Source organism: Amycolatopsis sp. NPDC114484 (genome assembly GCF_055633755.1).
Genome location: NZ_JBVKDQ010000019.1, coordinates 124,654 through 149,175, shown reverse-complemented (window position 1 = coordinate 149,175; position 24,522 = coordinate 124,654). Strand labels below are relative to the sequence as shown.

17 protein-coding genes are annotated in these 24,522 nt (G+C 69.5%); 8 read left to right on the top strand and 9 right to left on the bottom strand.

All coding sequences use genetic code 11. The annotated features are described in order from the left end of the window. Nucleotides 1-797: 797 nt before the first annotated feature. Nucleotides 798-1,868 (bottom strand): S1 family peptidase, encoded by a 1,071-nt coding sequence (locus ACZ7SW_RS35520; protein ID WP_470234742.1) that lies wholly within the window; start codon nt 1,866-1,868, stop codon nt 798-800. Nucleotides 1,869-2,327: 459 nt separating this feature from the next. Between ACZ7SW_RS35520 and ACZ7SW_RS35515 the strand changes: the two genes are divergently transcribed. Continuing rightward, complete coding sequence (locus ACZ7SW_RS35515; protein ID WP_470234741.1) at nt 2,328-3,023, top strand: S1 family peptidase; 696 nt, start codon at nt 2,328-2,330, stop codon at nt 3,021-3,023. A gap of 37 nt (nt 3,024-3,060) precedes the next feature. Next, nucleotides 3,061-3,597, top strand: a complete 537-nt coding sequence (locus tag ACZ7SW_RS35510) for a snapalysin family zinc-dependent metalloprotease (protein WP_470234740.1) — start codon at nt 3,061-3,063, stop codon at nt 3,595-3,597. A 63-nt stretch (nt 3,598-3,660) separates the two neighbouring features. On the opposite strand, the gene ACZ7SW_RS35505 is transcribed toward ACZ7SW_RS35510, so the two are convergent. The 6 genes from ACZ7SW_RS35505 to ACZ7SW_RS35480 form a co-directional block, all read right to left on the bottom strand. Then, complete coding sequence (locus tag ACZ7SW_RS35505) at nt 3,661-5,055, bottom strand: family 2B encapsulin nanocompartment shell protein (protein ID WP_470234754.1); 1,395 nt, start codon at nt 5,053-5,055, stop codon at nt 3,661-3,663. Next, a complete protein-coding gene (locus tag ACZ7SW_RS35500) occupies nt 5,052-6,467 on the bottom strand; it encodes a family 2B encapsulin nanocompartment shell protein (RefSeq protein WP_470234739.1) in 1,416 nt (471 codons plus the stop codon). The genes ACZ7SW_RS35505 and ACZ7SW_RS35500 overlap by 4 nt, the downstream gene beginning before the upstream one ends. A 51-nt stretch (nt 6,468-6,518) precedes the next feature. Further along, nucleotides 6,519-7,616, bottom strand: a complete 1,098-nt coding sequence (locus ACZ7SW_RS35495; RefSeq protein ID WP_470234738.1) for a family 2 encapsulin nanocompartment cargo protein terpene cyclase — start codon at nt 7,614-7,616, stop codon at nt 6,519-6,521. A gap of 14 nt (nt 7,617-7,630) precedes the next feature. Further along, the gene (locus tag ACZ7SW_RS35490; RefSeq protein ID WP_470234737.1) at nt 7,631-8,482 is read right to left on the bottom strand and encodes a geranyl diphosphate 2-C-methyltransferase; all 852 of its coding nucleotides are present in this window, start codon (nt 8,480-8,482) and stop codon (nt 7,631-7,633) included. 404 nt (nt 8,483-8,886) lie between these two features. After that, nucleotides 8,887-9,210 carry a DMT family transporter gene (locus tag ACZ7SW_RS35485; RefSeq protein WP_470234736.1) on the bottom strand — a complete coding sequence of 108 codons (324 nt, stop codon included), beginning with the start codon at nt 9,208-9,210 and terminating at the stop codon, nt 8,887-8,889. A gap of 2 nt (nt 9,211-9,212) precedes the next feature. Beyond that, nucleotides 9,213-10,046 carry an aldo/keto reductase gene (locus ACZ7SW_RS35480; RefSeq protein ID WP_470234735.1) on the bottom strand — a complete coding sequence of 278 codons (834 nt, stop codon included), beginning with the start codon at nt 10,044-10,046 and terminating at the stop codon, nt 9,213-9,215. Between the two features lie 40 nt (nt 10,047-10,086). Here ACZ7SW_RS35480 and ACZ7SW_RS35475 point away from each other — a divergent pair, with 40 nt between their 5' ends. From ACZ7SW_RS35475 to ACZ7SW_RS35460, 4 genes are all read left to right on the top strand, one after another. Next, nucleotides 10,087-10,698, top strand: coding sequence for a TetR/AcrR family transcriptional regulator (locus ACZ7SW_RS35475; RefSeq protein WP_470234734.1), 612 nt, complete (start codon nt 10,087-10,089; stop codon nt 10,696-10,698). A gap of 171 nt (nt 10,699-10,869) precedes the next feature. Continuing rightward, complete coding sequence (locus tag ACZ7SW_RS35470) at nt 10,870-11,253, top strand: hypothetical protein (protein ID WP_470234733.1); 384 nt, start codon at nt 10,870-10,872, stop codon at nt 11,251-11,253. A 47-nt stretch (nt 11,254-11,300) separates the two neighbouring features. Further along, nucleotides 11,301-11,942, top strand: a complete 642-nt coding sequence (locus tag ACZ7SW_RS35465) for a hypothetical protein (protein WP_470234732.1) — start codon at nt 11,301-11,303, stop codon at nt 11,940-11,942. 93 nt (nt 11,943-12,035) lie between these two features. Beyond that, complete coding sequence (locus ACZ7SW_RS35460; RefSeq protein WP_470234731.1) at nt 12,036-13,859, top strand: amino acid adenylation domain-containing protein; 1,824 nt, start codon at nt 12,036-12,038, stop codon at nt 13,857-13,859. Between the two features lie 17 nt (nt 13,860-13,876). On the opposite strand, the gene ACZ7SW_RS35455 is transcribed toward ACZ7SW_RS35460, so the two are convergent. Both ACZ7SW_RS35455 and ACZ7SW_RS35450 read right to left on the bottom strand, forming a co-directional pair. Beyond that, the gene (locus tag ACZ7SW_RS35455; RefSeq protein ID WP_470234730.1) at nt 13,877-14,296 is read right to left on the bottom strand and encodes a hypothetical protein; all 420 of its coding nucleotides are present in this window, start codon (nt 14,294-14,296) and stop codon (nt 13,877-13,879) included. A gap of 85 nt (nt 14,297-14,381) precedes the next feature. Next, the gene (locus ACZ7SW_RS35450; protein ID WP_470234729.1) at nt 14,382-17,480 is read right to left on the bottom strand and encodes an amino acid adenylation domain-containing protein; all 3,099 of its coding nucleotides are present in this window, start codon (nt 17,478-17,480) and stop codon (nt 14,382-14,384) included. Nucleotides 17,481-17,631: 151 nt separating this feature from the next. Between ACZ7SW_RS35450 and ACZ7SW_RS35445 the strand changes: the two genes are divergently transcribed. Continuing rightward, nucleotides 17,632-17,841, top strand: a complete 210-nt coding sequence (locus ACZ7SW_RS35445) for an MbtH family protein (protein WP_470234728.1) — start codon at nt 17,632-17,634, stop codon at nt 17,839-17,841. A gap of 105 nt (nt 17,842-17,946) precedes the next feature. Next, nucleotides 17,947-24,519, top strand: coding sequence for an amino acid adenylation domain-containing protein (locus ACZ7SW_RS35440; RefSeq protein WP_470234727.1), 6,573 nt, complete (start codon nt 17,947-17,949; stop codon nt 24,517-24,519). Nucleotides 24,520-24,522 lie beyond the last annotated feature (3 nt).

Genomic DNA, 24,522 nt, shown 5'->3' with positions numbered 1-24,522 from the left:
GGGTAGGTGTTCTGGTGTTTGGGTGAGGACGTTGTTGTTTCGTGTGGGTGGACAACACGGAGGTGGGTGGGAGTTAGGGGGCGGAGGTGCTTGTCAAGGCGGAAAAGATGCCTTGACAAGCACCTCCGCGCCGTGTTTTTGGCTTCGTATCGGGGTGTGGGGGGTGTGGCTGCCTGGTGAGTTGGGTGCGTCTGCTGCGGTTGGGTGGGTGGGATTGTCGGTGGGTGGGTGGCTGGGCGGGGTGGTTCCCTCGATGAGCTCTTCAGTGACGGCTCCGCTCCAGTCGCTGACCGGTCCTGCCTCGATCATCGAACTGCTCGGCTCAATCGCCGACCGGCTTGGTCTCAATTTCCGGCTGGCCGCCCGCATCACGGCCCTGCTCCGCGTCAATCGCAGACCGGCCCTGCCTCAATCATCGCCATGCCGCCTCAATCGCCGACCGGCTGCCCCCATCGCGGCTCTGCTCCGCCCTAATCTCCTACCAGCGCCGCCTCAATCGCTGCCCTGCTCTGCCTCGATCACGGCCCTGCCGCCCCAATCACGGCCTGCCCCGTCCCAACCGCCGATCATCCCCACCAAATAACCGACCGGCCCACCCAATGCCACTGGTGCACTGCCCTGCCACCCAATCGGCCGCCGCGAACCCGCGTACGTGAAGGGACCCCTCACGGCCCGAGGATCCGTGAGGGGTCCCTTCACTTCCGTTGATGGTCGTGAGGGGAACCCTGAGGGAATCAGAGTCCCTCAGGGTTCCCCTCACATCCAACGGAACCGAAAGCCAAAGCGCGAGAGAGGGCTTACGGCAGAACCAAACCGTAGGCGCTCAGTGCCGCGGGGACTGGCTGGAAGAAGGTCTCCCCGCCGGAGTTGCAGTCTCCGCTGCCGCCGGAGGTGAGGCCCAGTGCGGTGGCTCCGTCGAAGAGCGAGCCGCCGCTGTCGCCTGGTTCTGCGCAGACTGTGGTGTCGATCAGGCCGTTCACGGCGCCTTCCTGGTAGTTCACCGTGGCGTTGAGCGCGGTGACCTGGCCGTCGTGGACGCCGGTGGTCGAGCCGCTTCGGGTGACGGTTTCGCCGACTGTCGCGTCGCCTGCGGCGGTGATTTGCTGGCCGGTGTTGACGGCGCTCGGGGCGTCTACGCCGGAGTCGTAGGTGGCGTACGAATAGTCAGTGCCGGGGAAGTTCGCCCCGGACGTGCTGGCGATGTGCTGCGAGTTTCCCTGGTCGGCCCACCAATCGTTAGTGGCCACGCCGCAGTGTCCGGCGGTCAGGATCGCGGCCTGGCCGCTCGAGGTGTGCACGTTGAAGCCCAGCGAGCAGCGCAGGCCCTGGCCCCAGATGGCGTCGCCGCCGCTGATCAAGGGGCGCAGTTTGCCCTTCGTCTGCGCGAAGCGGGCCTTGTCGCCGAAGCGGTGCACGGCACCGGTCACCTGGGCGAGCTTGGCTCCGGTGACCGTCGAATCGGCGGTGACGAGCACCTGGCCGGTTCGCGGGTCGACGCGCCACGCGGTGCCGGGGACGCTCGCCGTGCGAGCCAGTTCCGCGGTGACTGCTTTCAGTTGGGACGCACGGTATTTCACGAACTTCGGCGTCGCGCCGGCCGCGCGGACCTGGTCGGCGGCGGCCTGGTCGGTGACGGTGACCGTCAACCGCGAACCGGCCTGGTCGTAGTACGAGCCCACGGTGCGGTCGCCGAGCGACTTCGCGATGCTGGCGGACATGGCGGTCGCGGCTCTCGCGTTCAGCGGTGCCGTCGAGGGCTGCGCGGCCGCGACGCCCGAGGCGGCGAAAACTGATCCAGCGGCCAGAACCGCCGCGGCGAAGGCGATACCGCCGCGTCCGCCGTGTCTTTGACTGAGTGCTGGGATCATGCACATCTCCGTTTCTTGCGAATAGGACGATGGCGCACCGCGGTCAGCTAATGCGGGCGCAATTCGCAGTTTAGGGATCCTTGGCAATCGCTTATACCCACGAAAGTCGCGAATCCCGTTCGGCTTTGCTGTCCAGTGGTGGCCGCCGTCCGCTGAACGGAAGTCCGAACTTCCCCGCATCCGATCCATTAGCGGCTCGTTGAACAGCGAAGACGCCCCAATCGGAACGACATATTCCGCGTTCGGTTCATCCCGGTAATCGACGTTCGTGCCGCCGCGCACGGTTCGGCGTCCGGCCGTATCCCTCCTTTCGACGGTGTTCGGACTCCGGCGGCCCTGGGACTCTGTGGTTTCCGTAGCGGGCCCGGCGCCCGCGAAAGTGGTCCCCCCGGCCGTATCCCGGCCGAACTCCTGCCTCTCCCGCGATTGGCGGGATTGGTTGCTATGGAAGGGAAAGCGATGCGGAAAATAATGCTGGCGGTGATGGGCGCGGCTGCCCTGCTGTTCGGAGTGGCCGCACCGGCGGTCGCGGCGCAGCCGGCCATCATCGGAGGCGGCGACGCCTCCGAAACCTATTCGTTCATGGTGTCGCTGGACAACGGCTGCGGCGGCAGCCTCGTCGCACCGCAGTGGATCATCACGGCGAACCACTGCGGGCAGGCCTCGACGGCGCGGATCGGCGCGATCGACATCAACGCGGGCGAGGTCGGCCAGATCGACAACGTGGTCACCGACCAGGGCACCGACCTCACCATGATGCACCTGAGCCAGCCCGCCCAGTCGGCGCCGGTCGCGATGGCGCAGAGCAACCCGTCGCCGGGGACTGGCGCGCGGCTGCTCGGCTGGGGCTGCACGAGCTGGCCGAACTGCCAGACGGCGCAAACCCTGCAGCAGATCGACCTCCAGGTCCTCGACAGCGGCGCGTGCGCGGAAGGCGGCGGCGGCGCGGGCGACGTCTGCATCTCCGGCGACTACGGGCATTCCGCGTGCCACGGCGATTCGGGCGGCCCCGCGATCGTCGGCACCACCGGGAACTGGACGCTGGTAGGCGAAACCCACGGCCCCGGCGACAACGGCGGCGAATGCGCCACCACCACCCTCTACACCGGCATCGCCCAGTACATGTCGTGGATCCAGCAGCAGATCGGAAGCTGAACCCCGTCCCGGAAACTCCTTGCGGAGAGGAAAAACCATGACCCTGCAACGCTTTGGCCGGCTGGCCGCGGGCGCGGCCGCCGCGCTGGTGCTGCCGCTGACCGGCGTCGGCACGGCCACCGCCGCGCCGCTGGACGCGGTCGAGCTGTACTACGACGCCAGCGGTCTGCCCGACTACCAGGCCGAGGCCACCCAGGCCGCGGCGAACTGGAACAGCTCGGTGCACAACGTCCACCTGAACAGCGGCGGCGCCGCGACCATCGTCATGCACGAAACCACCGGCGGCGGTTCCTACACCCAGACCGACGGGCACGGCACCGGCGACATCTACATCGACACCCAGCAGGTCGCCGAGGGCAACGACCCGACCCGGATCATCGCCCACGAGATCGGCCACAACCTCGGCCTTCCCGACCACTACGAGGGACCCTGCTCGGAGCTCATGTCCGGGCACGGGCCGGGAATCACGTGCAAGAACGCGATGCCGGACGCGCAGGAATCCGCACAGGTGGAGTCGAACTTCGCCAACGGGTTCGTGACCGTTCGCTTGCCGGACAAGCACATCTACCGCTGAACCGCCGACGCTCGCCGGAAGCGCGTCGCTTCCGGCGAGCGTCGCCGTGGCCCAGGCCCGGATTCAGGCGCGGGCGACCTCGACGTCGTCGAGGATCCCCAGCGCGTCCGGGACGAGAACCGCGACGGAGTGATAGGCACTGACCAAATAGGACGACACGGCACGGTCGTCGATGTGCATGAACCGCACGTTCAATCCCGGCCGGTATTCGTCGGCGAGGGATTTCGGCCGCAGTCCGATGACGCCCGCGTCGTCCTCCCCGGTGCGCATCGCGAGCACTGACGTGGTGCCCGCTTCGGTGACCGGGATTTTGTCGCACGGCAGGATCGGGACCCCGCGCCACGCGGTGACGCGTTTCCCGTCCACCACGACCGGCTCCGGGTAAATGCCCGCCCTCGTGCATTCGCGTCCGATGGCCGCGATGGCCCGCGGATGCGCGAGGAACAGCCGCGTTTTGCGCCGGCGGCAGAGCAACTCGTCCAGATCGCCCGGCGTCGGCGGGCCGGTGCGCGTGGTGATCCGGGATTTGAGGTCGGCATTGTGCAGCAGACCGAAATCCGGGTTGTTGACCAGTTCGTGTTCCTGCCGTTCCCGCAGCGCCTCGACGGTGAGCCGCAATTGCTGCTCGAACTGGTTCATCGGGTTGTTGTACAGGTCGGTGACGCGGTTGTGCACCCGCAGGACCGTCTGCGCCACCGCGAGGTCGTACTCGCGCGGCGAGGGTTCGTAGTCGACGTAGGTGCCGGCGAGGATCGGTTCCCCGTCGTGACCGGCCGACAGGTCGATGCTCGCTTCTCCCTTGCGGTTCTGCGGTTTTCGCGGCCGGGAGGCGGCCTGCGCCACGTGCGCGCGCAGGGAATCGAGCCTGCCGTTGAGCCGGGCGTACGAGCCGGCGGGCAGCACCAGCGCGACCACCCTGGTCGCGGCACGGGCGGTGAAACCCCAGGTGGCGTCGTCGGCGGCGAGGAGTTCTCCGCCGAAATGATCGCCGTCGGTGTCGGTGCCCAGGTGGGTTTCCGCGCCGTACTGGCCCTCTCCGTGCCGGGTGACCTTGCCGTGCACGACGAGCACGAGCTGGTCCAGTTCCTCCCCGGCCGAGACCAGCGTGCTGCCCGCCTCGTACTCGCGCTGCTCGAAGGCGTCCGCCAACGCGCCGAGCGCCGCCTCGTCGGCGAAACCGCGCAGCAGTTCGATCTCGGTCAGCTCGAGAGGGACGACCTGCACCTGCGAGCCGGTCTGGAAGAAGCTCACTTTGCCGTCGCCGACGGTGTAGGCGAGCCGCCGGTTGACCCGGTAGCTGCCGCCGGGCACCTCGACCCACGGCAGCTGCGACAGCAGCCACCGCGTGGTGATCGAGCGCATCTGCGGCAACGACTTGGTGGTCGTGGCGAGGGTGCGGGCCGCCTTGACACCGAGGGAGAGCTGCTCCTGTTGCTGCGTGATCGGCACCGGGCTCAGCCCTCCCGGCCGATTTCGGCGGCTTCCAGCACGGCGAGCGCGTCCGGAACGAGGACGGCGGCGGAATAGTAGGCCGAGACCAGGTAGGACAGGATGGCCTGCTCGCTGATGCCCATGAACCGCACGTTGAGGCCCGGCTGGTATTCGTCCGGCAGCCCGGTCTGGTGCAGCCCGATGACGCCCTGTGCCTGCTCGCCGGTCCGCATCAGCAGGACCGAGCTGGTGCGGGTCTCGGTGACCGGGATCTTGTTGCACGGCAGGATCGGCACGCCGCGCCACGAGGGCACCTGATGGCCGCCGAGGTCGACCGAACCCGGGTAGACCCCGGCCTTGCTGCATTCCCGCCCGAACGCGGCGATCGTCTTCGGGTGCGCGAGGAAGAAACCGGGGTCCTTCCACACCAGCGAGAGCAGCTCGTCGAAATCGTCCGGCGTCGGCGGACCGGTGCGGGTGGGCACCCGCTGGTCGAAGTCGGCGTTGTTCAGCAGGCCGAAGTCGGGGTTGTTGACCAGTTCGTGCTCTTGCCGTTCCCGCAGCGCCTCGACGGTGAGCCGCAACTGCTGCTCGGTCTGGTTCATCGGCTCGCTGTAGAGGTCGGCGACCCGGCTGTGGACCCGCAGCACAGTCTGCGCGACGCTCAGCTCGTACTCGCGCGGGGACGTGTCGTAGTCGACGAACGTGCCCGGCAGCTGCGGTTCGCCGTCGTGCCCGGCGGCGAGGGCGATCTCAGCCTCGCCGTGTTCGTTGCGGGCCGTGTCTCCGCCCGCGACGAAGGCGTCGAGGTGCTCTCGCAGCGAGTCAGAGCGGTTCAGCACGCCTTCGAACTCCTGGCGCGACAACGTCAGCACGGTCACCGCGGTGACCGCCTTGGTGGTGAACTCCCAGATCCCGTCCGCGCTGACGAGCACGTTCTCGCCGAAGTAGTCGCCGTCCACGAGCGTGCCGAGCACGGTCTGGTCGCCGTAGGCGCCGACGCCGGCCTTCGTGATCTTGCCGTGCGCGACGAGGAACACCTGATCGGCGCGGCTGCCGAATTCGGCCAGCACGTCGCCCGGCTGGTACTCGCGCTGCTCGAAGCGCCCGGCGAGCTCGGCCAGCGCCGCCTCGTCGTCGAATCCGCGCAGCGGCGCGAGTTCTCCTAGCTCGGGCGGGATGACCCGGACCTCGGACCCGCTGGTCACGAACGTGACCCGGCCGTCGCCGACGGTGTAGGACAGCCGCCGGTTGACGCGGTACGTGCCCGCGGACACCTCGACCCACGGCAGCACCTTCAGCAGCCACCGCGAGCTGATGCCCTGCATCTGCGGGACGGACTTCGTGGTCGTGGCCAGCTGCCGCGCCGCCGCGCGGCCTAGGCTCAAGGGTTCCCGGTCTTCCACGTCCGCGGAGTCGACCGGATCGGTGACAGTCACAGCGAAACCACCTTGTCTGGGAAACGTTGCCTTGGCTCAGGAGTTCTGGGATCAGGAGCGGTAGCGAGGGTTCGTGGCGTGCCATTCGAAGCCGCCGCCCATCCAGTCGCGGACGCCGGCGAGGAAGCGCTGCAGTTCCGGCGACGGGATCGAGAGCAGGGCCCGGTGCCCTTCCTCGAACTCGCGCACGATCCGGTTGTGCAGCGCGACCGTGGCCTCGACCGCCTCGGAGACCGGGCAGTCCCGGTCGGCGGCGATCTGCAGCACCATGTTGCAGACCGGGTTCTCGTCGGCGGCGTCCTTGGCCACCGAATGGAGGTCGTTGACCAGGACCGTCGCGGTGCCCGCGCGCATCATCGCCTCCCGCACGCGCGGGTCGTAGTAGAACGGCGCGGGCAGTTCGTACCCGCCGACGGCGTCGATGAGGGTCATCGAGGTGTAGAAGCTGTCGTGCTGGCGGGCCGCGAGGTACTCCCAGGCCGGGGGATAGCGGCCGGTGTGGCGCCACGCGGCGTAGGCGTCCCAGCTGACGAACATCGCGAACGTCGAGTAGCACACCCGCTGGACCAGCACCGGCGAACCGTGCCGGCCCAGGTGATCGACCGCGGAGTGGAACCCGACCCGGATCGGATCGGCCCGCAGCGCCTCCTCCAGCGGCTCGGAGAACTCGCCGGCCGGCGCGACCGGGTCCATCGCGGCCATGACAAGCGCCAGCCTCGGCGGGAGTTCGGTCGGCGACGCGCCGAGGGAACTGTCGTCGGCGTAGTAGTCGTCGGCCGCCCACCACACCGCGTTGAGCTGCGCGGCGATCAGCAGCCGGTCGGGATCGGAGGAATCGGGATGGGCGAGCATCACCAGCCTGCCGAACGTGGCCCGCGCGATCTGGTCCAGCCCCTCGCCCTCGAACCCGCAGTCCTCCGCCCACGCGACGAGCCGCCGGTCGACCTCCTCGGCGAGCGCGTCGTCCACCCGGCGCACGGCCGGGCAGTACAGCGGCGAAGCGCTGCCGTCGCCCCATTCCCGTTCCGCGTACGCCGGATCCTGCCCGCGCGGCGGCGCGAACTGGGCCGCGATCCGTGCCGCGGAGGTGCCCAGCCCGAGCGGGCCCGCGAGCGCGAGGTCCGGGCGGACCGCTGCGATTCCGGACATGTCGGCCCGCCCGGTCAGACGCGGTCGGCGGCGATGAGCAGGTAGTGGAAGCTGCCCTCGCGATAAGCGGTCAGGAACGGCCCTTCGATGCCGGTCGCGACGGACGACTGCTCGCGCAGCTCCCAGTACGGGATCGTCGCCTCGGTGAGGTCGACGACGCTGATCGGGACGAATCCGTTGGCGGTCAGGGCTTTGAAATAGTCGCCGCGGGCGTGGATATTGCAGATGTAATGCTGGTCGATCTGGCTCACCGCGCGCGAGCGCCCGCCGGTCAGGTCGTTGTAGCAGCCGGTGATGGTGACGAATCGCCCGCCGGGGGCGAGCTGCCGCGCGTGTTCGGCGAAGAGTTCGTGCAGATCGACGTACATCGTGCTTTCGTTGTTCCAGATTCCGGCGAAATCGCCGCTTTCGAATCCGGTGTCGAGCATGTTCCGGAGATGGAATTGCACCGCGCCGTCGATTCCGCGCAGCCGCGCCTGTTCATTGGCGAATTCGACCTGCTGCTCGGAAATGGAGATCCCGTCCACCCGGCAGCCGAACCGCTGGTGCGCCTGCACGCTCGTGCCGCCGCGCCCGCAGCCGGCGTCCAGCAATCGTGCCGTGGGCCCGATGTCGCCGAGGTGGCGCAACAGGAACTGCGACTGCGCGGTCTCCAGCCGGTGCATTTCGGCGATGATCGCCTTGTCCCGGCTCTCCCCGGTTCCGTTCAGGACGGACGGGTCGTAGTCGCCGATTCCGTAGTGGTGGTGGTAAAGCCCGTCGACGTCGCCGAGGCGCAGGTTCACCGGATCCTTTTCGGCATTCCAGTAGTCGGCGACCGACTGCTGATACGCGGTGCGGGCAACCGGACGGGCAACAGACGTCATCATGTACTCCCTTTTCGGACCGCAATTTCCGCCTCGGCGCGCGGTGAACTGTGCCGGCCCGCTCCCGGGGCGGTGCGACGCGGTCGGCATTTCTCCCTCTGCGTCCGAGGCTAGCGAGGATTCTTTTACCTGGACAAGACGATTCGAGGGAATTCACTCGCGGGCTGGCGCGAGCCGTTCGGCGTGCCTCTTCTGGCCTAGGAAGCCACTCGTGCGTGGTGTTCGCGCGCCGGTGGCCGGGGCACGATCGATGCCGCTGAGGACACGGGAGGATGACGGTGGGCAACAGCCTGTGGACGATCCCGGCGGACGGGTGACGCCCGATGGGCCTAAGCGGTTCCGGACCCCGGAATTTCGGGGCCCGCCGGTCCCGGGCTTCGCGGCTCCGGGACCGGCTCGGGCCGTCACGCGGCTCGGGCGGTCAGTTGAAGGAGGACTACCCCTCCGACAATCAGCGCGAGCGCGAGGATCCGCGGGAGGCTGACGGGTTCGCGGAGCCAGAAAATCCCGACTATGGCGGTGCCGACCGCGCCGATCCCGACGAACACCGCGTACGCCGTCCCGACCGGAACCGTCTTCATGCCGACGTTCAGCACGTACAGCACGAGGACGGTGAGCACGCCGCAGACGAGCGTCGGGACGAGTTTGGTGAAGCCGTCAGTGAGGTGAATGCTGTGCGCCCAGGCGATTTCGAGCAGCCCGGCCGTGACTACGGCGATCCAGCCCATCGTCAGGCCTCGTCGAGCGCTGCGCGAACGTCGGACGGCAGGGCGAGCCGCTGGGCGGCGACGAGGTCGGCGAGGTGGTCCGGGTCGCTCGTGCCCGGGATGACGGCGACGTTGGGCGCGAGGTCCAGAAGCCAGGCGAGGGCCAGCGTCGCCGCCGAAACACCGAGCCGCCGGGCGTGCGCTGCCAACGGCGAAGTCTCCTTCGCCAGTGCTCCGTTGCCCAGCGGACGGAACGCCAGATACGGGATCCCGGCAGCGGTGGTGGCGTCCAGGACGTCCCGGCCGCCGGAGTGTCCGAAGTGGAACTCGTTCTCCACGGACGCGATCGGCGAGACCGCACGTGCCTGTCCCAGCAACTCGAGGGTGACGTTCGAGACACCGACGTGTTCGAGCAGGCCCTCGTCGCGCAGTTCGGCGAGCGCTCCGACGGTGTCCGCCCACGGCACTGTGCTGTCGGGCATGAACCTGGCGTGCACCAACGGAATCCGTTCGACGCCAAGCTGCGCGAGGTTGTCCCGGACGGCTGCTTTGACCGCCTCCGGCGTGGCATCGGCGACGAAACCTCCGTCCGGGCTGCGGCGCGCGCCGACCTTGGTGGCGATGAGCAGGTCGTCCGGGTAGGGCCGGAGCGCCTCGGCGAGCAGGCGGTTCGCGACCTCGGGCCCGTAGTAGCCGGAGGTGTCGATCAGCCGGATGCCCGCCTCGACGGCGGCGCGGACGGCCGCCTTGGCGCGCTCCGGATCGGCCGGTTCTCCCATGGCCTTCGGTCCCGCGAGCTGCATGGTCCCGTAACCGATCCGGCCCACGGCGCGGCCGGCGAGCGTGAACGAGTGCATTGGTCTGCCCCCATCTGTCATGTGGACACTGTGTCCACTTATGACTGTACTCGATCCGGACACGCTGTCCAGATACAGTGACGGGGTGAACAGCAAGCCAGTGACGGAGCGGGCGGACGCCGCGGCGAACCGGCAGCGGATCCTCGCCGCGGCCGAGGACCTGTTCGCCACGAGAGGCCCGGACATCACGATGGGCGACCTGGCGACCGCGGCGGGGGTTGGCCGCGGGACGCTGTACCGGCGCTATGACAGCGTCGCCGCGGTGGCCGTCGCGCTGCTGGACGAGCACGAACGCCGGTTGCAGGAGGCGATGTTGTCCGGACCGCCGCCGCTCGGGCCGGGCGCCGCGCCGCGGGAACGGCTGGTGGCGTTCTACGACGCGATGATCGATCTGCTGGAGCGGCATTTGCCGCTGGCGCTGGGCGCGGAGACCGGGGCGCGGCGGTATCAGACCGGCGCGTATGGGTTTTGGCGGGTTTTCGTGGCCGCGCAGGTGCGGGAGGCCGGGTTGCGGGACGAGGCGCTGCCGGACGTGCTGCTGGCTCCGCTGGCGCCTGATTTGTATCAGAATCAGCGGCATGAGCGGGGAATGTCGGTTGCGGCGGTGAAGAAGGCGCTGCATCGGCTGGCTTACGCGCTGCCGTCGGAGTGAGTTTCCTTTGGATTGAGTTCGCCGGGCGGACGGTGTCGTGCTGATGGGGATTGACTGATTTGTCCCGCGCCTGAGGCGGAGTGAGTTCGCTGGTGCGCTTGAGCTGCCGCCCGTCGGGAAGGGCGGCGGCAGAGCGGCCCGGAACCGGCGAAAGCGGAGTAAATTCGCCGGATGGACAGCGGCACGCCGATGCGGATCGGCTGGATCTGCCTCGCGGTGGTCAGCGCCGGGATCCTCGGTTTCGGGATCGTGGTCGCCATCGCGCCGCCGGCCGGGGACTCGCTGCTCTACCGCGCCGACGCGCTGGCCACCGCCGGGCTCGGGCTGTTCGGCGGGCTGATCGCGGTGCTCCCGTTCCGCGCTGGCGAGCGGTGGGCGTGGTTCGCGCTGTGGTTCTACCCGGTGTTCTGGCTCGCGCATCTGGTGTTCCGGCTTCCGCCGGGCACCGATCACGTGCACCAAATCGTGTTTGCCGTGTTGTCGTTGGCGGGCTTGCTGGTACCGGTGCGGTCGTTCTTCCGGACTCCGGTCGAGGGTCATCACGCGCGCCGGTAATCCGCAATCGCGCCCGGCGGCGCGCCCGCCGTGTCATCATTCCCGGCGTGTCCACGAGAAAGCCCGTTGCGGCAAGGGATTCCGCCCGGAAAACGACTCCGGCGAGCGGTCGAGCCGTCGCGCTGCGTGCCGGGTTGTGCTGGCTCGTCACGATAGTGCTCGGCGGCGCGGCGGCGGTCGGCTTCGTCAGCACCAGCACAGTGGCGTCCGCGGCGGGCTTGCTTTTCGGGCTCCTGCTCGCCGCACTGGCGACGTCGGCGGTGTTCATGTTCTCCGGACGCGGCTGGTTCCTCGTCGGAGGCTTCCTGCTGACCGCGTTCTACCTGGCCTGCGTCGGGGTGACCGCGGTCGGCCACCTCGCGGCGGACGGCAATCGGTACCGCGCGATCGCGGTGTCCTCCGAATGCCACCACGTCAAGGGCGGCACCGCCTGCACCGCGCGCGTCAACCGCCCGGACGGCACGCTGCTGGCCGAGGACCTGCCGGTGGAGTCGCGGATGAAAGCCGGCGAGAAAGTCGACGTCGTCGAGGACCGGGCGGGCATCGTCAAGACACATCGCGCGGACGAACTGGACCCGGACGCGCTGCCGGTCGACCTGATGTTCCTGGCGACGTCGGCGGTGCTGCTGGCCGGGTTGTTCGGGTGGAGTGCTTGGGTGGGGTTCCGGAGGCCGGTGTCTCGCCGCTGACATTGCGGGGATGTCTGCTCGTTCGTCTCTGGCCCCCGCCCGAAGCCCTGGTCATGCTCCAGTCGGAACCGTTCGACGCGGGAGGACGCCTTCATGACCATGCAGCCTGAACGCGGCGCGGCCGTGCCGTTGCCCGACTTGTGCGTGCACGAGCTGTTCGCCCGCTACGCCGCCGCGGCACCGGAAGCCGCGGCCGTCTTGTACGGCGGCGAACGGCTGGACTACGGCGAGCTGGACCGCCGGGCCAACCAATTCGCGCATCTGCTGCGGGCGCGGGGAATCGGGCCGGAGACGCCAGTCGCGCTGTGTCTGGAGCGCGGGACGACGCTGCTGGTCGCGATGCTCGGAATCCTCAAGGCGGGCGGCTATTACGTCCCGCTCGATCCCGGTTATCCGGCCGAACGGCTCGCGTTCATGCTCGGCGATTCCGGCGCGACGGTCGCGGTCACCGAAGCGGCGCTGGCGGACCGCGTCCAGGCCGCGCCGGCGGTCGTTCTCGCCGACGAGGCCGACCTCAGCGGCTGGCCGGACACCCCGCCGGTCACGAATCTGGTGCCGGACAACCTGATCTACCAGATGTACACCTCCGGTTCCACCGGTCTGCCGAAGGGCGTGCAGGTGACGCACCGCGGGGTGGTCCGGCTGGTGCATGGCTCCGGATTCGCCGATTTCGGGGCGGGAGAAGTGTTCCTGTTGCTGACGTCGTTGTGCTTCGACGTCTCGACGTTCGAGCTGTGGGGCGCGCTCGCCACCGGTGCGGCGCTGGCGGTCCTGCCGCCCGGTGTGCCGACCGCGGCGACGATCGAGGAAGCGGTGCGCAGGTTCGGGGTAACAACGGTGTGGCTCAGCTCCGGATTGTTCGGGCACGTGGTGGACGACCGGGTCAGCGCGCTCGCCGGGGTGCGGCACGTGATCGCGGGCGGCGACGTCGTGCCGCCGGTGCAAGCGCGGCGGGTGATCGAAGAACTCGGGGCCGAGATGAGCAACGGCTACGGTCCGACCGAGTGCACCACTTTCGCTTGTGTACACCGGGGAATGACGGTCGCCGACACCTCCGGTCCGATCCCGATCGGCAAGCCGATCGCGAACACGCACGCGTTCGTCGCCGATGCCGACGGCGTGCCGGTCGAGCCCGGTGAACGAGGCGAATTGCGGCTCGGCGGTCCGGGTGTCGCGCGCGGCTATTTCCGTCGCTCGGCGCTGACCGCGGAGCGATTCGTTCCCGACCCGGCGGGCGGCGGCGGTCGGCTTTACCGCACTGGCGACGAGGTCGCGCTCCGCCCGGACGGGACGTTCGCGTTCTTCGGACGGCTTGATCAGCAGGTCAAGATCCGGGGTTTCCGTGTGGAGCCGGGCGAGGTGGAAGCGGCGCTCACGGCGCATCCGCTCGTGCGGTCGGCCGTGGTGGTGCCCTACGATCGCGACGGCGGCGACCGGGTCCTGGCGGCGCACGTGGTGGCTGAGCGGCCCGCGGTGGCTGAGCTGCGGGAATTCCTGCTCGCCCGGTTGCCCGCGCACGTGGTGCCGTCGCTGTGGTCCTGGCTCGACGAACTGCCGATCACGCCCAACGGCAAGGTGGATCGCGCGGCGCTGCCGGAACCGGAGGAAGCCGGGCCGACGGGGGAGTTCGTCGCGCCGAGGACGCCGGTCGAGGAGGCCGTCGCCGAGGTGTGGCGGGAATTGCTGGACCTGCCCCGCGTCGGGGTCCACGACGATTTCTTCGCCGATCTGGGCGGGCATTCGCTGCTGGCGACCCGGGTGGTGGCGCTGCTGGGGGAGCGGTTCCCGGTGGAGCTGCCGGTGAGCACGGTTTTCGAGGCGTCGACGGTGGAACTGCTGGCGGCGGAGGTGCATCGCGCGGTGGCGGAGTATGTGGCCGGTCTGTCCGATGTGGACGTCGAGCACGCGCTGGGCTGAGCGAGCGGGCAGCGCCGTCAGCGCCGCACAGTGGTGAGCATCGGAGTGATGCTCTTGAGCTCGCCGAGGAGGTGCGTTGCGCCGCGCCGCACCTCCTCGTTCGCGCTGCGCGTGAGCGGCTCGCATATCCCGACTGCCGCGTCACGGTCGCCGGAGGTGACTCCCAAGACCTCGGTGATCGCTCGCTCGATCCAGTCTGCGTGGTTCAAGTCAGCCGTCAGGAGCGCTGTCGCCACCAAGCTGAGGCCAATGGCGTCGAGACGCCGCAGCAGGGCTTCCGTCGTTTCGTAGGTGACGCCGGTGTCTTTGCTGTCCAGCACGAGTTTCACCAGGACCGGTTGAGCCTCGGCGACCTCGGCGAAGCGTACCAGGCCGCATCCGGCGTCGATCCTGTCCTGGTAGGCCGGACTGCTCGCCAGCGCGACCAGCGAAGCCACGCACGCGTGTCTCTTTCCCGTATCCACGAGTACACCTTCCACCGGTGACGGTTTTGGAGCAACGGAATACCGGAAGTGACTGGTCTCAGGCTTGTTCGATGACCGTCGCCAGCTCCGCGACCGTCCGGGCAGCGAACAGGTCCCGCAGCGAGACCCGGACCCCGAGCTGTTTCCGGATCCGCGCGAGCACCCGGGTCGCCAGCAGGGAATGCCCGCCGATACGAAAGAAATCGTCGTGCACGCTGATTTCCTCCACCCGCAGCACCTCCCGCCAGATATCAGCTAAAGCGTGCTCCACCGCCGACGACGGTTCCGCGATCGGTTCCGCGCGTACCGCGTTCTCGACCGCCGGATCCGGCAACGCGGCCCGGTCCACCTTCTTGCTCGGCGTCAGCGGCAGCGCGGCCATCGCGACCCACTGCGCCGGGACCAGATAATCCGGCAGCTGCGACCGCAGGCTCGCTCGCAGTGCGGCGAAATCCGGCTCACCGGACGCCGCGACGACATACGCGACCAGCGTCCGCTCCGGCAGCTCCTTCACGACCACGGCAGCGGCGCGCACCGCGGGATACGCGTCGAGGGCGGCTTCGATCTCGCCGAGTTCGATCCGGAAACCGCGGATCTTCACCTGGCGGTCGAGCCGGCCGAGGAACTCCACCGTCCCGTCCGGGCGGAATCGCGCGAGGTCGCCGGTGCGGTACAGCCGGGCGCCGGTCGAGTGCGGGTCCGGCACGAACTTGTCCGCGGTGAGCCCGGGGCGGCGGAGGTAGCCGCGCGCCACCCGGAGGCCGCCGAGGTGCAGTTCGCCGGGCACGCCGGCGGGTGTCGGCTGCCCGGCGGCGTCGAGGATGTACGCGGTGGTCGCGGCCACTGGACGGCCGATGGGCAGGCTGGGGGCGTCGAGGTCGGCCTCGTCGGCCCACTGCAGCATGCTGGAGATCGTCGCCTCGGTCGGGCCGTAGCAGGCGAGGAAGCGGCCGGGCAGGCGCAGGTCGCGCCAGCGTCGGGCGTCCTCGGTGGTCACGACGTCCGCGCCGACGTTCACCATGTTCAGCCAAGCGACTCGCGGATCGCGCGGGGTGAGCACGCCGAGCAGTTCGCGGTAGTAGGCCGGGGTCAGGTTGACGCTGGTGATCCGGTGCCGGCCGAGCTGGTCGGCGAGTTCCTCCGGCTCCCAGAACAGCGGATCGCTCAGCACCACCGACGCGCCGGCCAGCAGCGGCGCGCCGATCTGCTCGAGCGAACCGTCGAAGGCCAGCGAGGCGAGCGAGAGCACCCGGTCGGCCGCGGTGATTCCGTACTCACGGGCGATGAGCTGCGCGTGTTCCGCATAGGAGTCGTGCTGGATCTGGACGCCCTTCGGACGTCCGGTCGAGCCGGAAGTGTAGATGACGTAAGCGAGATGCTCCGGATTGATCATCCAATCAGGACTGTCCGAAGAGGTCGCAGCGGTGTCGTCGATGGTGACGACCGGGCAGCCCGCGAACAGTCCGGCGTAGCGCTCGTCGGTGACGACTGCGGCAGCGCGGGCGTCTTCGACGAGGTAGGCGAGCCGCTCAGGCGGGTTGGCCGGGTCGAACGGGACATACGCCGCGCCGGATTTCAGCACGCCGACCAGCGCGACTACGGCGTCGACGCTTCGTTCGAGGCAGACACCGACCGTCGATTCCGGGCCGAGTCCGCTCGCGCGCAGGTGCCGGGCGAGGCGGTTGGCCGCCGCGTCGAGTTGGGCGTAGGTCAGTTCCTGGCCGCCGCAATGCACAGCGAGGCGGTCCGGGGTTTCGGTCGCTCGCTGGGCGAACAGGTCGGGGAAACAGCCCGGTGCCACCTCGTAGCCGGGTGCCGAGCCCCAGCCGGACAGCAGAGTCAGTTCCGAGTCCGGCGTCAGGCGCAGTTCGCTCAGCCGTTGCGCGGGATCGCTGGCGATGCTTTCCAAGAGGCGCTGGAAGCGTGCGGCCAGCCGGTGCGCGGTGGCGGGCTCGAACAGGGCGGTCGGGTAGGTCAGGGTCCCGGTCAGCGAGCCGTTCGGGCGGTGTTCGAATTGGAGTCCGAGGTCGAACGACGCGGCCGTCCAGTCCACATCGGACTCCTCGACGTCCAGCCCGGGCAGCCGGAACCGTTGCCCGGGCACCTCGTGCAGGCCGAAGAACGCCTGCACCAGCGGGTTGCGGGACAGATCGCGGTCCGGTTCGCATTCGCCGACGAGCCAGTCGAAGGGGACGTCCTGGTTGCCGAAGGCGTCCAGCGCGGTTCCGGCCACCTGGTCGAGGAAAGCCGTGAAGGCCGGATCGCCGCCGAGGTCGGCGCGCAGCACGAGGGTGTTGACGAAGAACCCGGCCAGCCCCTCGACCTCGGCGGGGGCGCGACCGGCGACCGGGCAGCCGACGGCGATGTCCGTGCCGCCGGTGTGCCGGGCGAGAAAGACCTGGTAGGCGGCCAGCAGGACCATGAACGGCGTCGCCCGGCGGGACCGGCCGAGCGCGGTGAGGGCCTCCGCGAGCGCGGCGGGGACCTCGATCCGGACGGCGGCCCCGGCCGGATCCCACACCGGTCCGCGGGGACGGTCCGCCGGCAGCTCCAGCGGGGTCAGCCCGGCGAGCCGTTCGCGCCAGTAGGCGAGCTGGCCCGCGAGCCGGGTCTGGGCGTCTTCCCGTTGCCAGAGCGCGAAATCGGCGTACTGGACCGGCAAGGCGGGCAGTTCGGGCAGGGCACCGGCGTGGAACGCGCGGTAAAGCTCGGCGAGTTCGGCGGCGAAGACGTCCCAGGACGCGCCGTCGAACGCGATGTGGTGCACGACGACCAGCAGCACGTGCTCGCGCGCGTCGAGGCGGAGCAGCCGGGCCCGCAGCGGCAGGTCGGTCGCGAGGTCGAAGGGCACGGCCAGCTCAGCCGCGACGACGGTGTCCAGCTCGTCCTCGGCGACGCCTTCGATCGGCAACGGCACCGGCTGAGGTTTCCCGACCACCTGGACCGGCACGCCCTCGCGGCTGCGATACCGCGTCCGCAGCACCTCGTGCCGCGCGACGAACGCGTCGAGCGAGCAGCTCAGCGCGGCCACGTCCAGCTTGCCGCGCACGCGGAGCGTCAGCGGGAGGAGGTATTCGGTCCCGCCGGGCCGCAACGTGTCGAGGAACCACAGTCTTTCCTGCGAGAACGACAGCGGCAGGTCGCCGGGCATGGTCATGGCGACAGGGTGGCCGTTCTTCGCCGGCGTGCCCAGAGCCGGGACGGCGCGTGCGTTGCTGCGCGTTCTTCTCTGTCGCGCCGCCGTACGCGCGGGAAGGCTCGGCTCGCGACGGGACGGGTGTGCCCGGCGCGAAGACGAGGAGGACCGCATGAGCGAGGACGAACGCACCTACGGCGTCGTGCTCAACGACGAGGAGCAGTACTCGATCTGGCTGGTCGACCGCGAACTGCCGGCGGGCTGGCGGTACGAGGGGAAGCGCGGCCCGAAGCAGGAGTGCCTCGACCACATCGACGAGGTGTGGACCGACATGCGTCCGAAGAGCCTGCGCGACCGGATGCGCGCGGACGCCTCGGCCTGACTTCGCCCGCCACGTCCGTGAGGGGAACCCTGATGGACTCAGATTCCCTCAGGGTTCCCCTCACGGACGTTCGCCAGCACCGCTGATCGACCCGCAGGGGGAGCGATGACCACCGAACAGTCCCGGCGCGACGAGCTGCTGGAGCGCTATCTGGCCAAGGCGCCGGCCCGCCCGGCGACGGCGATGCGGGCCGATCGCAGCCGCCGGTTGCCGCTTTCTCCGGCGCAGCAACGGGTCTGGGTGCTGGACCGGCTCCGGCCCGGCGGTACCGAGTACGTGGTGACCGCGGCGTGGCGGCTGCGCGGCCCGCTCGACGTGTCGCGCTTGCGGGCGTGCTGGCTGACGATCGTGGAGCGGCACGAGATCCTGCGCTCCACCTACGTCGAACGGGACGGCATCCCGGAGCAGCTTGTCGGGGAGCCCGAGGTCGAGCTGACTGTCCAGGACGTCGCGGCGGAGGACGTCGAGGCGGTCACCCGGGAAGCAGCGTCGGTGCCGTTCGATCTGGCGCGGGATCGGCCGTTGCGGGTCCGGGTGCTGCGGCAGTCCGAGACGGAGCACGTCTTGCTGCTCGTCGTGCACCACATCGCTTACGACGGGTGGTCGACGTCGGTCGTCGCGCGGGAGCTCGGGGCGCTCTATGGCGGGGAAACCTTGCCGGAGCTGCCGGTCCAGTATGCCGATTTCGCTTCCTGGCAACGGAAGCACGCGACCAGTGAGCGAGTGACGGAGCAGATCGAGTTCTGGCGTCGCCGTCTTGACGGTGTTGCGCCGTTGACCCTGCCGACCGACCGTCCTCGCCCACCGGTGCACGATCCGCGCGGGAACATCCTGCGGTTCACTGTGGACGCCGAACTCGGGGCTGCCGTCGCCGCGCTCGGCCGGGCGCAGCGGGCGACCACATTTATGGTGCTGCTGGCCGCGTATCAGATTCTGCTGAGCCGGTATTCGGGTCAGGCGGATGTCACGGTCGGCACGCCGGTCGCCGGGCGCACGCGAGCTGAAACGCAGGGGTTGATCGGGCTCTTCCTGAACACTCTCGTGCTGCGGGCCGAGGTGGACGGTTCGTTGTCGTTCAGGGATTTCCTCGACGGAGTTCGGCGGGACACCCTTGACGCTTACTCCCATCAGGACGCGCCGTTCGAGCGACTGGCCGACGAGCTGGCACCGGACCGCGATCTGTCCCGCAATCCGCTCTTTCAAGCCATGCTCGTGCTGCAGAACACCGCTGACGCCGGGTTCGCGGCGGCCGGAGTGCGCGGCGAGCAGATCCATTCTCCTTGGCACAGCGCGAAGTTCGACCTGACGATGGAATTGACCGAGCGGGCGGACGGCAGCCTGGACAGCGTGCTGGAGTATCCGGTCGCGCTGTTCGATCGGTCCACCGTCGCGCGGATCGGCGGGCATTTCACCGAATTGCTGCGCGGGATTGTCGCGAATCCCGGCGCGCGGTTGTCGGAGCTGCCTTGGATGAGTGCCGCTGAAGGTGCGGAGCTGGCGCAGTGGAACGACACTGATGTCCCCTTCGAAGGCGGGACGTTGCTGTCGCTCATCGCCGAAGGCGTGGCTGCCGGTGGAATCGCGGTGGTGGCGGACGGCAGAGAAGTGTCCTATGTGGAGCTTGACGACCTGTCGAACCAGGCGGCGCATTGGCTTCGGGCGCGTGGAGCGGGGCCGGAGTCGGTGGTGGGGGTCCGGCTGGAGCGCGGCTTGGAGATGGTGGTCGCGCTGGTCGGGATTCTCAAGGCCGGGGCGGCGTATTTGCCGTTGGATCCGGATCATCCGGAGGACCGGCTGCGGTTCATGGTCGAGGATTCCGGTGCCGGGGTGGTGATTGAGCCGGGTGACCTCACAGCTCTCGAGAAACCTCGATATCCGGTGGATGTTCTGGTGCGGCCGGAGAACGCGGCGTATGTGATCTACACGTCGGGGTCGACGGGGCGGCCTAAGGGTGTGGTGGTCGAGCATCGCGGGATTGTGAATCGGCTGCGGTGGATGCAGGAGGAATACGGTCTGACGCCTGCGGATCGGGTGTTGCAGAAGACGCCGTTTGGCTTTGATGTGTCGGTGTGGGAGTTTTTCTGGACTCTCTCCGTTGGCGCGACGCTGGTGATGGCGCGGCCGGGCGGGCATCGCGATCCGGTCTATCTGGCCGAAGTCATGGCCGAGGGAATCACCACGGTGCATTTCGTGCCGTCGATGCTGCGGGCGTTCCTGGCCGGTCCGGTGCCTTCGCTGCGCCGGGTGCTGTGCAGCGGCGAGGCATTGCCGGACGAGCTGGCGGAACGGTTCCATCAAGTCATTGACGCCGAGTTGCACAATCTCTACGGGCCGACAGAGGCCTCGGTGGACGTCACGGCGACCCGGTGCTTGCCGGGGGAGACTGTCACGATCGGCCGCGCGATCGCGAATACCCGGGTGTTCGTGGTGGACGCCGAGTTGCGCGAGGTGCCGGTGGGCGTGCTCGGCGAGCTGGTCATCGCCGGGGTGCAGCTGGCGCGCGGCTATCTGAACCGGCCGTCGCTGACCGCCGAGAAGTTCGTCCCCGACCCGTTCGCGCGGCAGCCCGGTGAACGGCTGTACCGCACCGGCGACCTCGCCCGAAGGCTGCCGGACGGCCGGATCGAGTATCGGGGGCGGCTCGATCACCAGGTCAAGATCCACGGCAACCGGATCGAGCTCGGCGAGGTCGAGGCGACCCTGCTGACCCACCCCGACCTGCGCGCGGCTGCGGCCGCAGTGCACGATGACCGGCTGGTCGGCTATTTCGTGGCCGAGCCCGGCCGTACCCCGGACTCGGCCGAACTGCGCGCGCATCTGGCCCGCACACTGCCGGAACCGATGCTGCCGTCGGTGTGGCTCGCGCTCGACGCGTTGCCGTTGACCGCGAGCGGCAAGATCGATCGCAATGCTTTGCCGACGCCAGAAGGCGGACAGACCGCGCGTTACGTCGCGCCGCGCACCCCGGCGGAGGCGGCGGTGGCCCGCGCGTTCGCGGCGGCGACCGGCGTCGAGCGGGTCGGGGCGGAGGACAGCTTTTTCGCGCTGGGCGGGGATTCTCTGCGCGCCATCCGGGCTGTTGGGCTGCTGAACGCGGAGGGGATCGAAGCGAGCGTCGCGGATCTCTTCCGCCGGCAGCGGGTGGCTGACTTCGCCGCCCAGCTCGGCGGTCTTGCGGCTGCAGTGGAGGCGGTCGAGCCGTTCGCGCAGCTTGCCGCTGATCAGCGCGACGCGTTGCCGGACGACGTGTTGGACGCTTATCCGTTGTCGCTCGCGCAGGCGGGCATGGTGCACGAGATGCTCGCCGGAGCCGACCGCGGGCTCTACCTGAACCATCTCGGCTACCCGGTGCACGAGGAGTTCCGGCTGGACGTGTTGCAACAGGCGGCAAACCGGCTGGTCGCGCGGCACGAGATCCTGCGCACCTCGATCGACTTCGCCGCGGTTCCGCCGCTGCAGCGGGTGCACGAGACCGCCGTGCTGGAGGTGACCTGCGAGGACCTGCGTGCGTTGTCCGCCGACGAGCAGGCCGCGAGGGTGCGACAGTACCCGGAGGAAGACCGGGTTCGGGGCTTCGACCTGCTCCGTCCTTCGCTGCTGCGCCTTCATGTCCACTGGCTCGCCGATCGCGAGTGGCGGTTGTCGTTCAGCTACGTGCACGCGATTCTCGACGGCTGGAGTCAGAATTCGCTGGTCGCGGAGCTGATTTCGGAATACCGGGCCGGTGCCGCCGGGCCGGTCGAACCGCCGCCGCCGGTCCGGTTCGCGGACACGGTCGCCAGGGAGCGGGAGTCACTGGAGTCCACAGTGGACCGCGACTTCTGGGCGGCCAGGGCGAGTGCGGCCGAGCGGTTCACCGTCCCGACCGGCTGGGCAGGCGAGGACGACGGGGTGTATCGCACGGTGCGGGTGCCGTTCGACGACCTGACGGCCCGGTTGCGGGTGGTCGCTTCCTCGGCCGGGGTTCCGTTGAAGAGCTTGTTGCTCGCCGCGCATCTCACCGTGCTTCGGACGGTCGCTGGGCACGACCGGCCTTTTCAGACCGGTGTGGTGACCAACAGCAGGCTGGAACGTGTTGGTGGGGACCAGGTGCGGGGCATGTTCCTGAATACCGTCCCGTTCGTGGTTCCGCCGGATGCGCGGGACTGGCCGGAGCTGGCTCGCGCGGTCTTCGCGGAGGAGACCGCGATGTGGCCGCATCGGCATTTCCCGTTGCCCGCGATGCAGGCCGCTTGGGGCGGGCAGGCTCCGCTCGTCGATGTTTTCTTCAACCACACGGATATGCACGTGCTCGCGGAGGCTTCGGTCGACCTTGCCGAGGTTGCCGACAGCACGCCCAACGAGTTCGGGCTGTCTGTCTCTACCGTGCCCGGTGCGTTCGTGCTGGAGGCGTTCACTTACCGGATTTCCGTTGCGCAGCTGGAGTTTCTCGCCCGGTTGTACCGGCACGTGCTGGAACGGATCGCCGCCGCGCCGACGGCCGATCCGCGCCGATGCGGGCTGCCCGCCGGGGATCGGGCCGCGCTGCTGCGGAATCCGGCGCGGACCGAGGCTGCGGGCCGGATGCTGCCGGAGTTGTTCGCCGCCACTGCGGCCGAGCATCCGGACGCGCCTGCCGTGCGGTGCGGCGAGGTGACGCTCACTTATCGGGAATTGTCGGTGCGGGTGGTTAGGCTGGCGAGGTATCTGAGAGAACACGGGGTGCGACGCGGGGCGCTGGTGGGCGTGCTGCTCGATCGCGGTCCGAGCCTGCTCGTCGCGCTGCTCGCCGTGCATCGGGCGGGGGCGGCGTATGTGCCGATCGACCCGCGTTATCCGGCGAAGCGGGTCGGTTACGTAATGGCTGATTCGGGTGTGGAGGTGGTGCTGAGCGAGGAGCCGCTGGCTGGGCTGCTGGAGGGGACGGGCTGTTCGGGGGTGCTGCTGGACCGGGATGGCGCGGTGGTTGAGGTGCGCCCGGGGGTGCTGGTGGATCCGGATGCCGGGACGGTTGGGGCGAGCCCGGTGGTGCGGTTCGGCCGGGATGCTGTGGCGGTTGAGGCGTGTCCGGCGGTGCCGTCGGGCCTGGATGCTGCAGTGGGCGGGGCCTGCTCGGGGGTGCTGTCGGATCGCGGTGCGGCGGCCACCGAGGGTGGCTCGGGGGTGCCGTTGGATCGGGAGGCCGGGGCAGTTGAGGCGAGCCCGGCGGTGCAGCCGGGCCGGGATGCTCCGGCAGTTGAAGCGCGGTTGGTGCCGCAGCTGGACCGGGACGCGGTGGCCGTAGAAGGCAGCCCGGCGGATGTCCCACCCCCTCGGCCGGACGGGGACGAACTCGCTTACGTCATCTACACCTCCGGCTCCACTGGTCAGCCCAAGGGCGTCCAGATCAGCCACGCCGCGCTTGCGAACTTCCTGCTGTCCATGCGCGAACGGCCTGGTCTCGCGCCGGGCTCCGCGGTGCTCGCCTTGACCACGGTTTCGTTCGACATCTCCGCGCTGGAGCTGTACTTGCCGCTGGTGGTCGGCGGGCAGGTGATCGTCGCGACGGCGGAGGAGTGCATTGATCCGCAGCGGCAGGCCGCGCTGATCGAGCGGACCTTGCCGTCGGTGGTGCAGGCGACGCCGTCGGGCTTGCGGCTGCTGGTCGATTCGGGCTGGACTCCTCCCGCGGAACTCACCGTGTTCGCCGGCGGCGAGAAGCTCCCGGGGGATCTGGCCCGCCGGCTCACCGCGGGCGGGGCGCGGCTGTGGGATCTCTACGGTCCGACCGAAACGACGATCTGGTCCACCGTCGCCGCACTCGACGGGGATGTCGTCGTCGGCTGGGAACCGGTCGCCAATACCGACGTTTACCTGCTCGGCGACGATCTGGAACCGGTGCCGCTGGGAGTGGTCGGCGAGGTGTGGATCGGTGGGGACGGGCTTGCCCGCGGTTACGCCGCCCGCCCCGGGCTGACCGCGGAGCGGTTCGCGCCCGATCCGCACGGGCACCGGCCCGGCGGGCGGCTCTACCGCACCGGCGACCTGGCCCGGCGGCGGCCGGACGGGGCGGTGGAGATCCTCGGCCGGGCCGACGACCAGGTGAAGGTCCGCGGGCACCGGGTCGAACCGGGCGAGGTCGAGGCTGTGCTGCGGGCCGACCCGCGAATCCGGGACGCGGCGGTGCAGCCGACTCCTACCTCCGACGGTGGCCTGGAGTTGACCGCCTACGTGGTCGCCGTCGGGGAACTGTCCATTGCGGACGTCCGAAAGAGACTTTCCGGGATCTTGCCGGATTACCTGGTGCCCAGCGGTTTCGTCCTGCTGTCGGAACTGCCGCGGACTCCAGCCGGGAAACTCGACCGGGCCGCGTTGCCCGCGCCGGAACCGGTTGCGCGGGAGCGTCCGCATGTCGCGCCGCGCGGGCCGGTGGAGGAACTGGTCGCGGGGGTGTGGGCGGAGGTGCTCGGCGCCGAACGGATCGGCGTACGGGACGATTTCTTCGACCTCGGCGGGCATTCCGTCGCCGCCACGCGAATCTCGGTCCGGTTGCGCGCCGCGTTGGACGCCGACGTTCCGGTGCGCGCACTGTTCGACCATCCGACCGTCGAGGCGCTCGCGGCCGCGGTCGCCGGGTATCCGCGGCTCGCGCCGGAACCGGCGGCTCGGGCGACGATCCGGCCGCGTGCGGCGGTGCGGCCGGTGAGTGAGGACGTATGAGCG

Bases quoted from the DNA above. Each gene is read 5' to 3' on its own strand.
- ACZ7SW_RS35520 (WP_470234742.1), bottom strand. From the start codon at position 1,868: ATGATCCCAGCACTCAGTCAAAGACACGGCGGACGCGGCGGTATCGCC.
- ACZ7SW_RS35515 (WP_470234741.1), top strand. From the start codon at position 2,328: ATGCGGAAAATAATGCTGGCGGTGATGGGCGCGGCTGCCCTGCTGTTC.
- ACZ7SW_RS35510 (WP_470234740.1), top strand. From the start codon at position 3,061: ATGACCCTGCAACGCTTTGGCCGGCTGGCCGCGGGCGCGGCCGCCGCG.
- ACZ7SW_RS35495 (WP_470234738.1), bottom strand. From the start codon at position 7,616: ATGTCCGGAATCGCAGCGGTCCGCCCGGACCTCGCGCTCGCGGGCCCG.
- ACZ7SW_RS35490 (WP_470234737.1), bottom strand. From the start codon at position 8,482: ATGACGTCTGTTGCCCGTCCGGTTGCCCGCACCGCGTATCAGCAGTCG.
- ACZ7SW_RS35485 (WP_470234736.1), bottom strand. From the start codon at position 9,210: ATGGGCTGGATCGCCGTAGTCACGGCCGGGCTGCTCGAAATCGCCTGG.
- ACZ7SW_RS35480 (WP_470234735.1), bottom strand. From the start codon at position 10,046: ATGCACTCGTTCACGCTCGCCGGCCGCGCCGTGGGCCGGATCGGTTAC.
- ACZ7SW_RS35475 (WP_470234734.1), top strand. From the start codon at position 10,087: ATGACTGTACTCGATCCGGACACGCTGTCCAGATACAGTGACGGGGTG.
- ACZ7SW_RS35470 (WP_470234733.1), top strand. From the start codon at position 10,870: ATGGACAGCGGCACGCCGATGCGGATCGGCTGGATCTGCCTCGCGGTG.
- ACZ7SW_RS35460 (WP_470234731.1), top strand. From the start codon at position 12,036: ATGACCATGCAGCCTGAACGCGGCGCGGCCGTGCCGTTGCCCGACTTG.
- ACZ7SW_RS35450 (WP_470234729.1), bottom strand. From the start codon at position 17,480: ATGACCATGCCCGGCGACCTGCCGCTGTCGTTCTCGCAGGAAAGACTG.
- ACZ7SW_RS35445 (WP_470234728.1), top strand. From the start codon at position 17,632: ATGAGCGAGGACGAACGCACCTACGGCGTCGTGCTCAACGACGAGGAG.
- ACZ7SW_RS35440 (WP_470234727.1), top strand. From the start codon at position 17,947: ATGACCACCGAACAGTCCCGGCGCGACGAGCTGCTGGAGCGCTATCTG.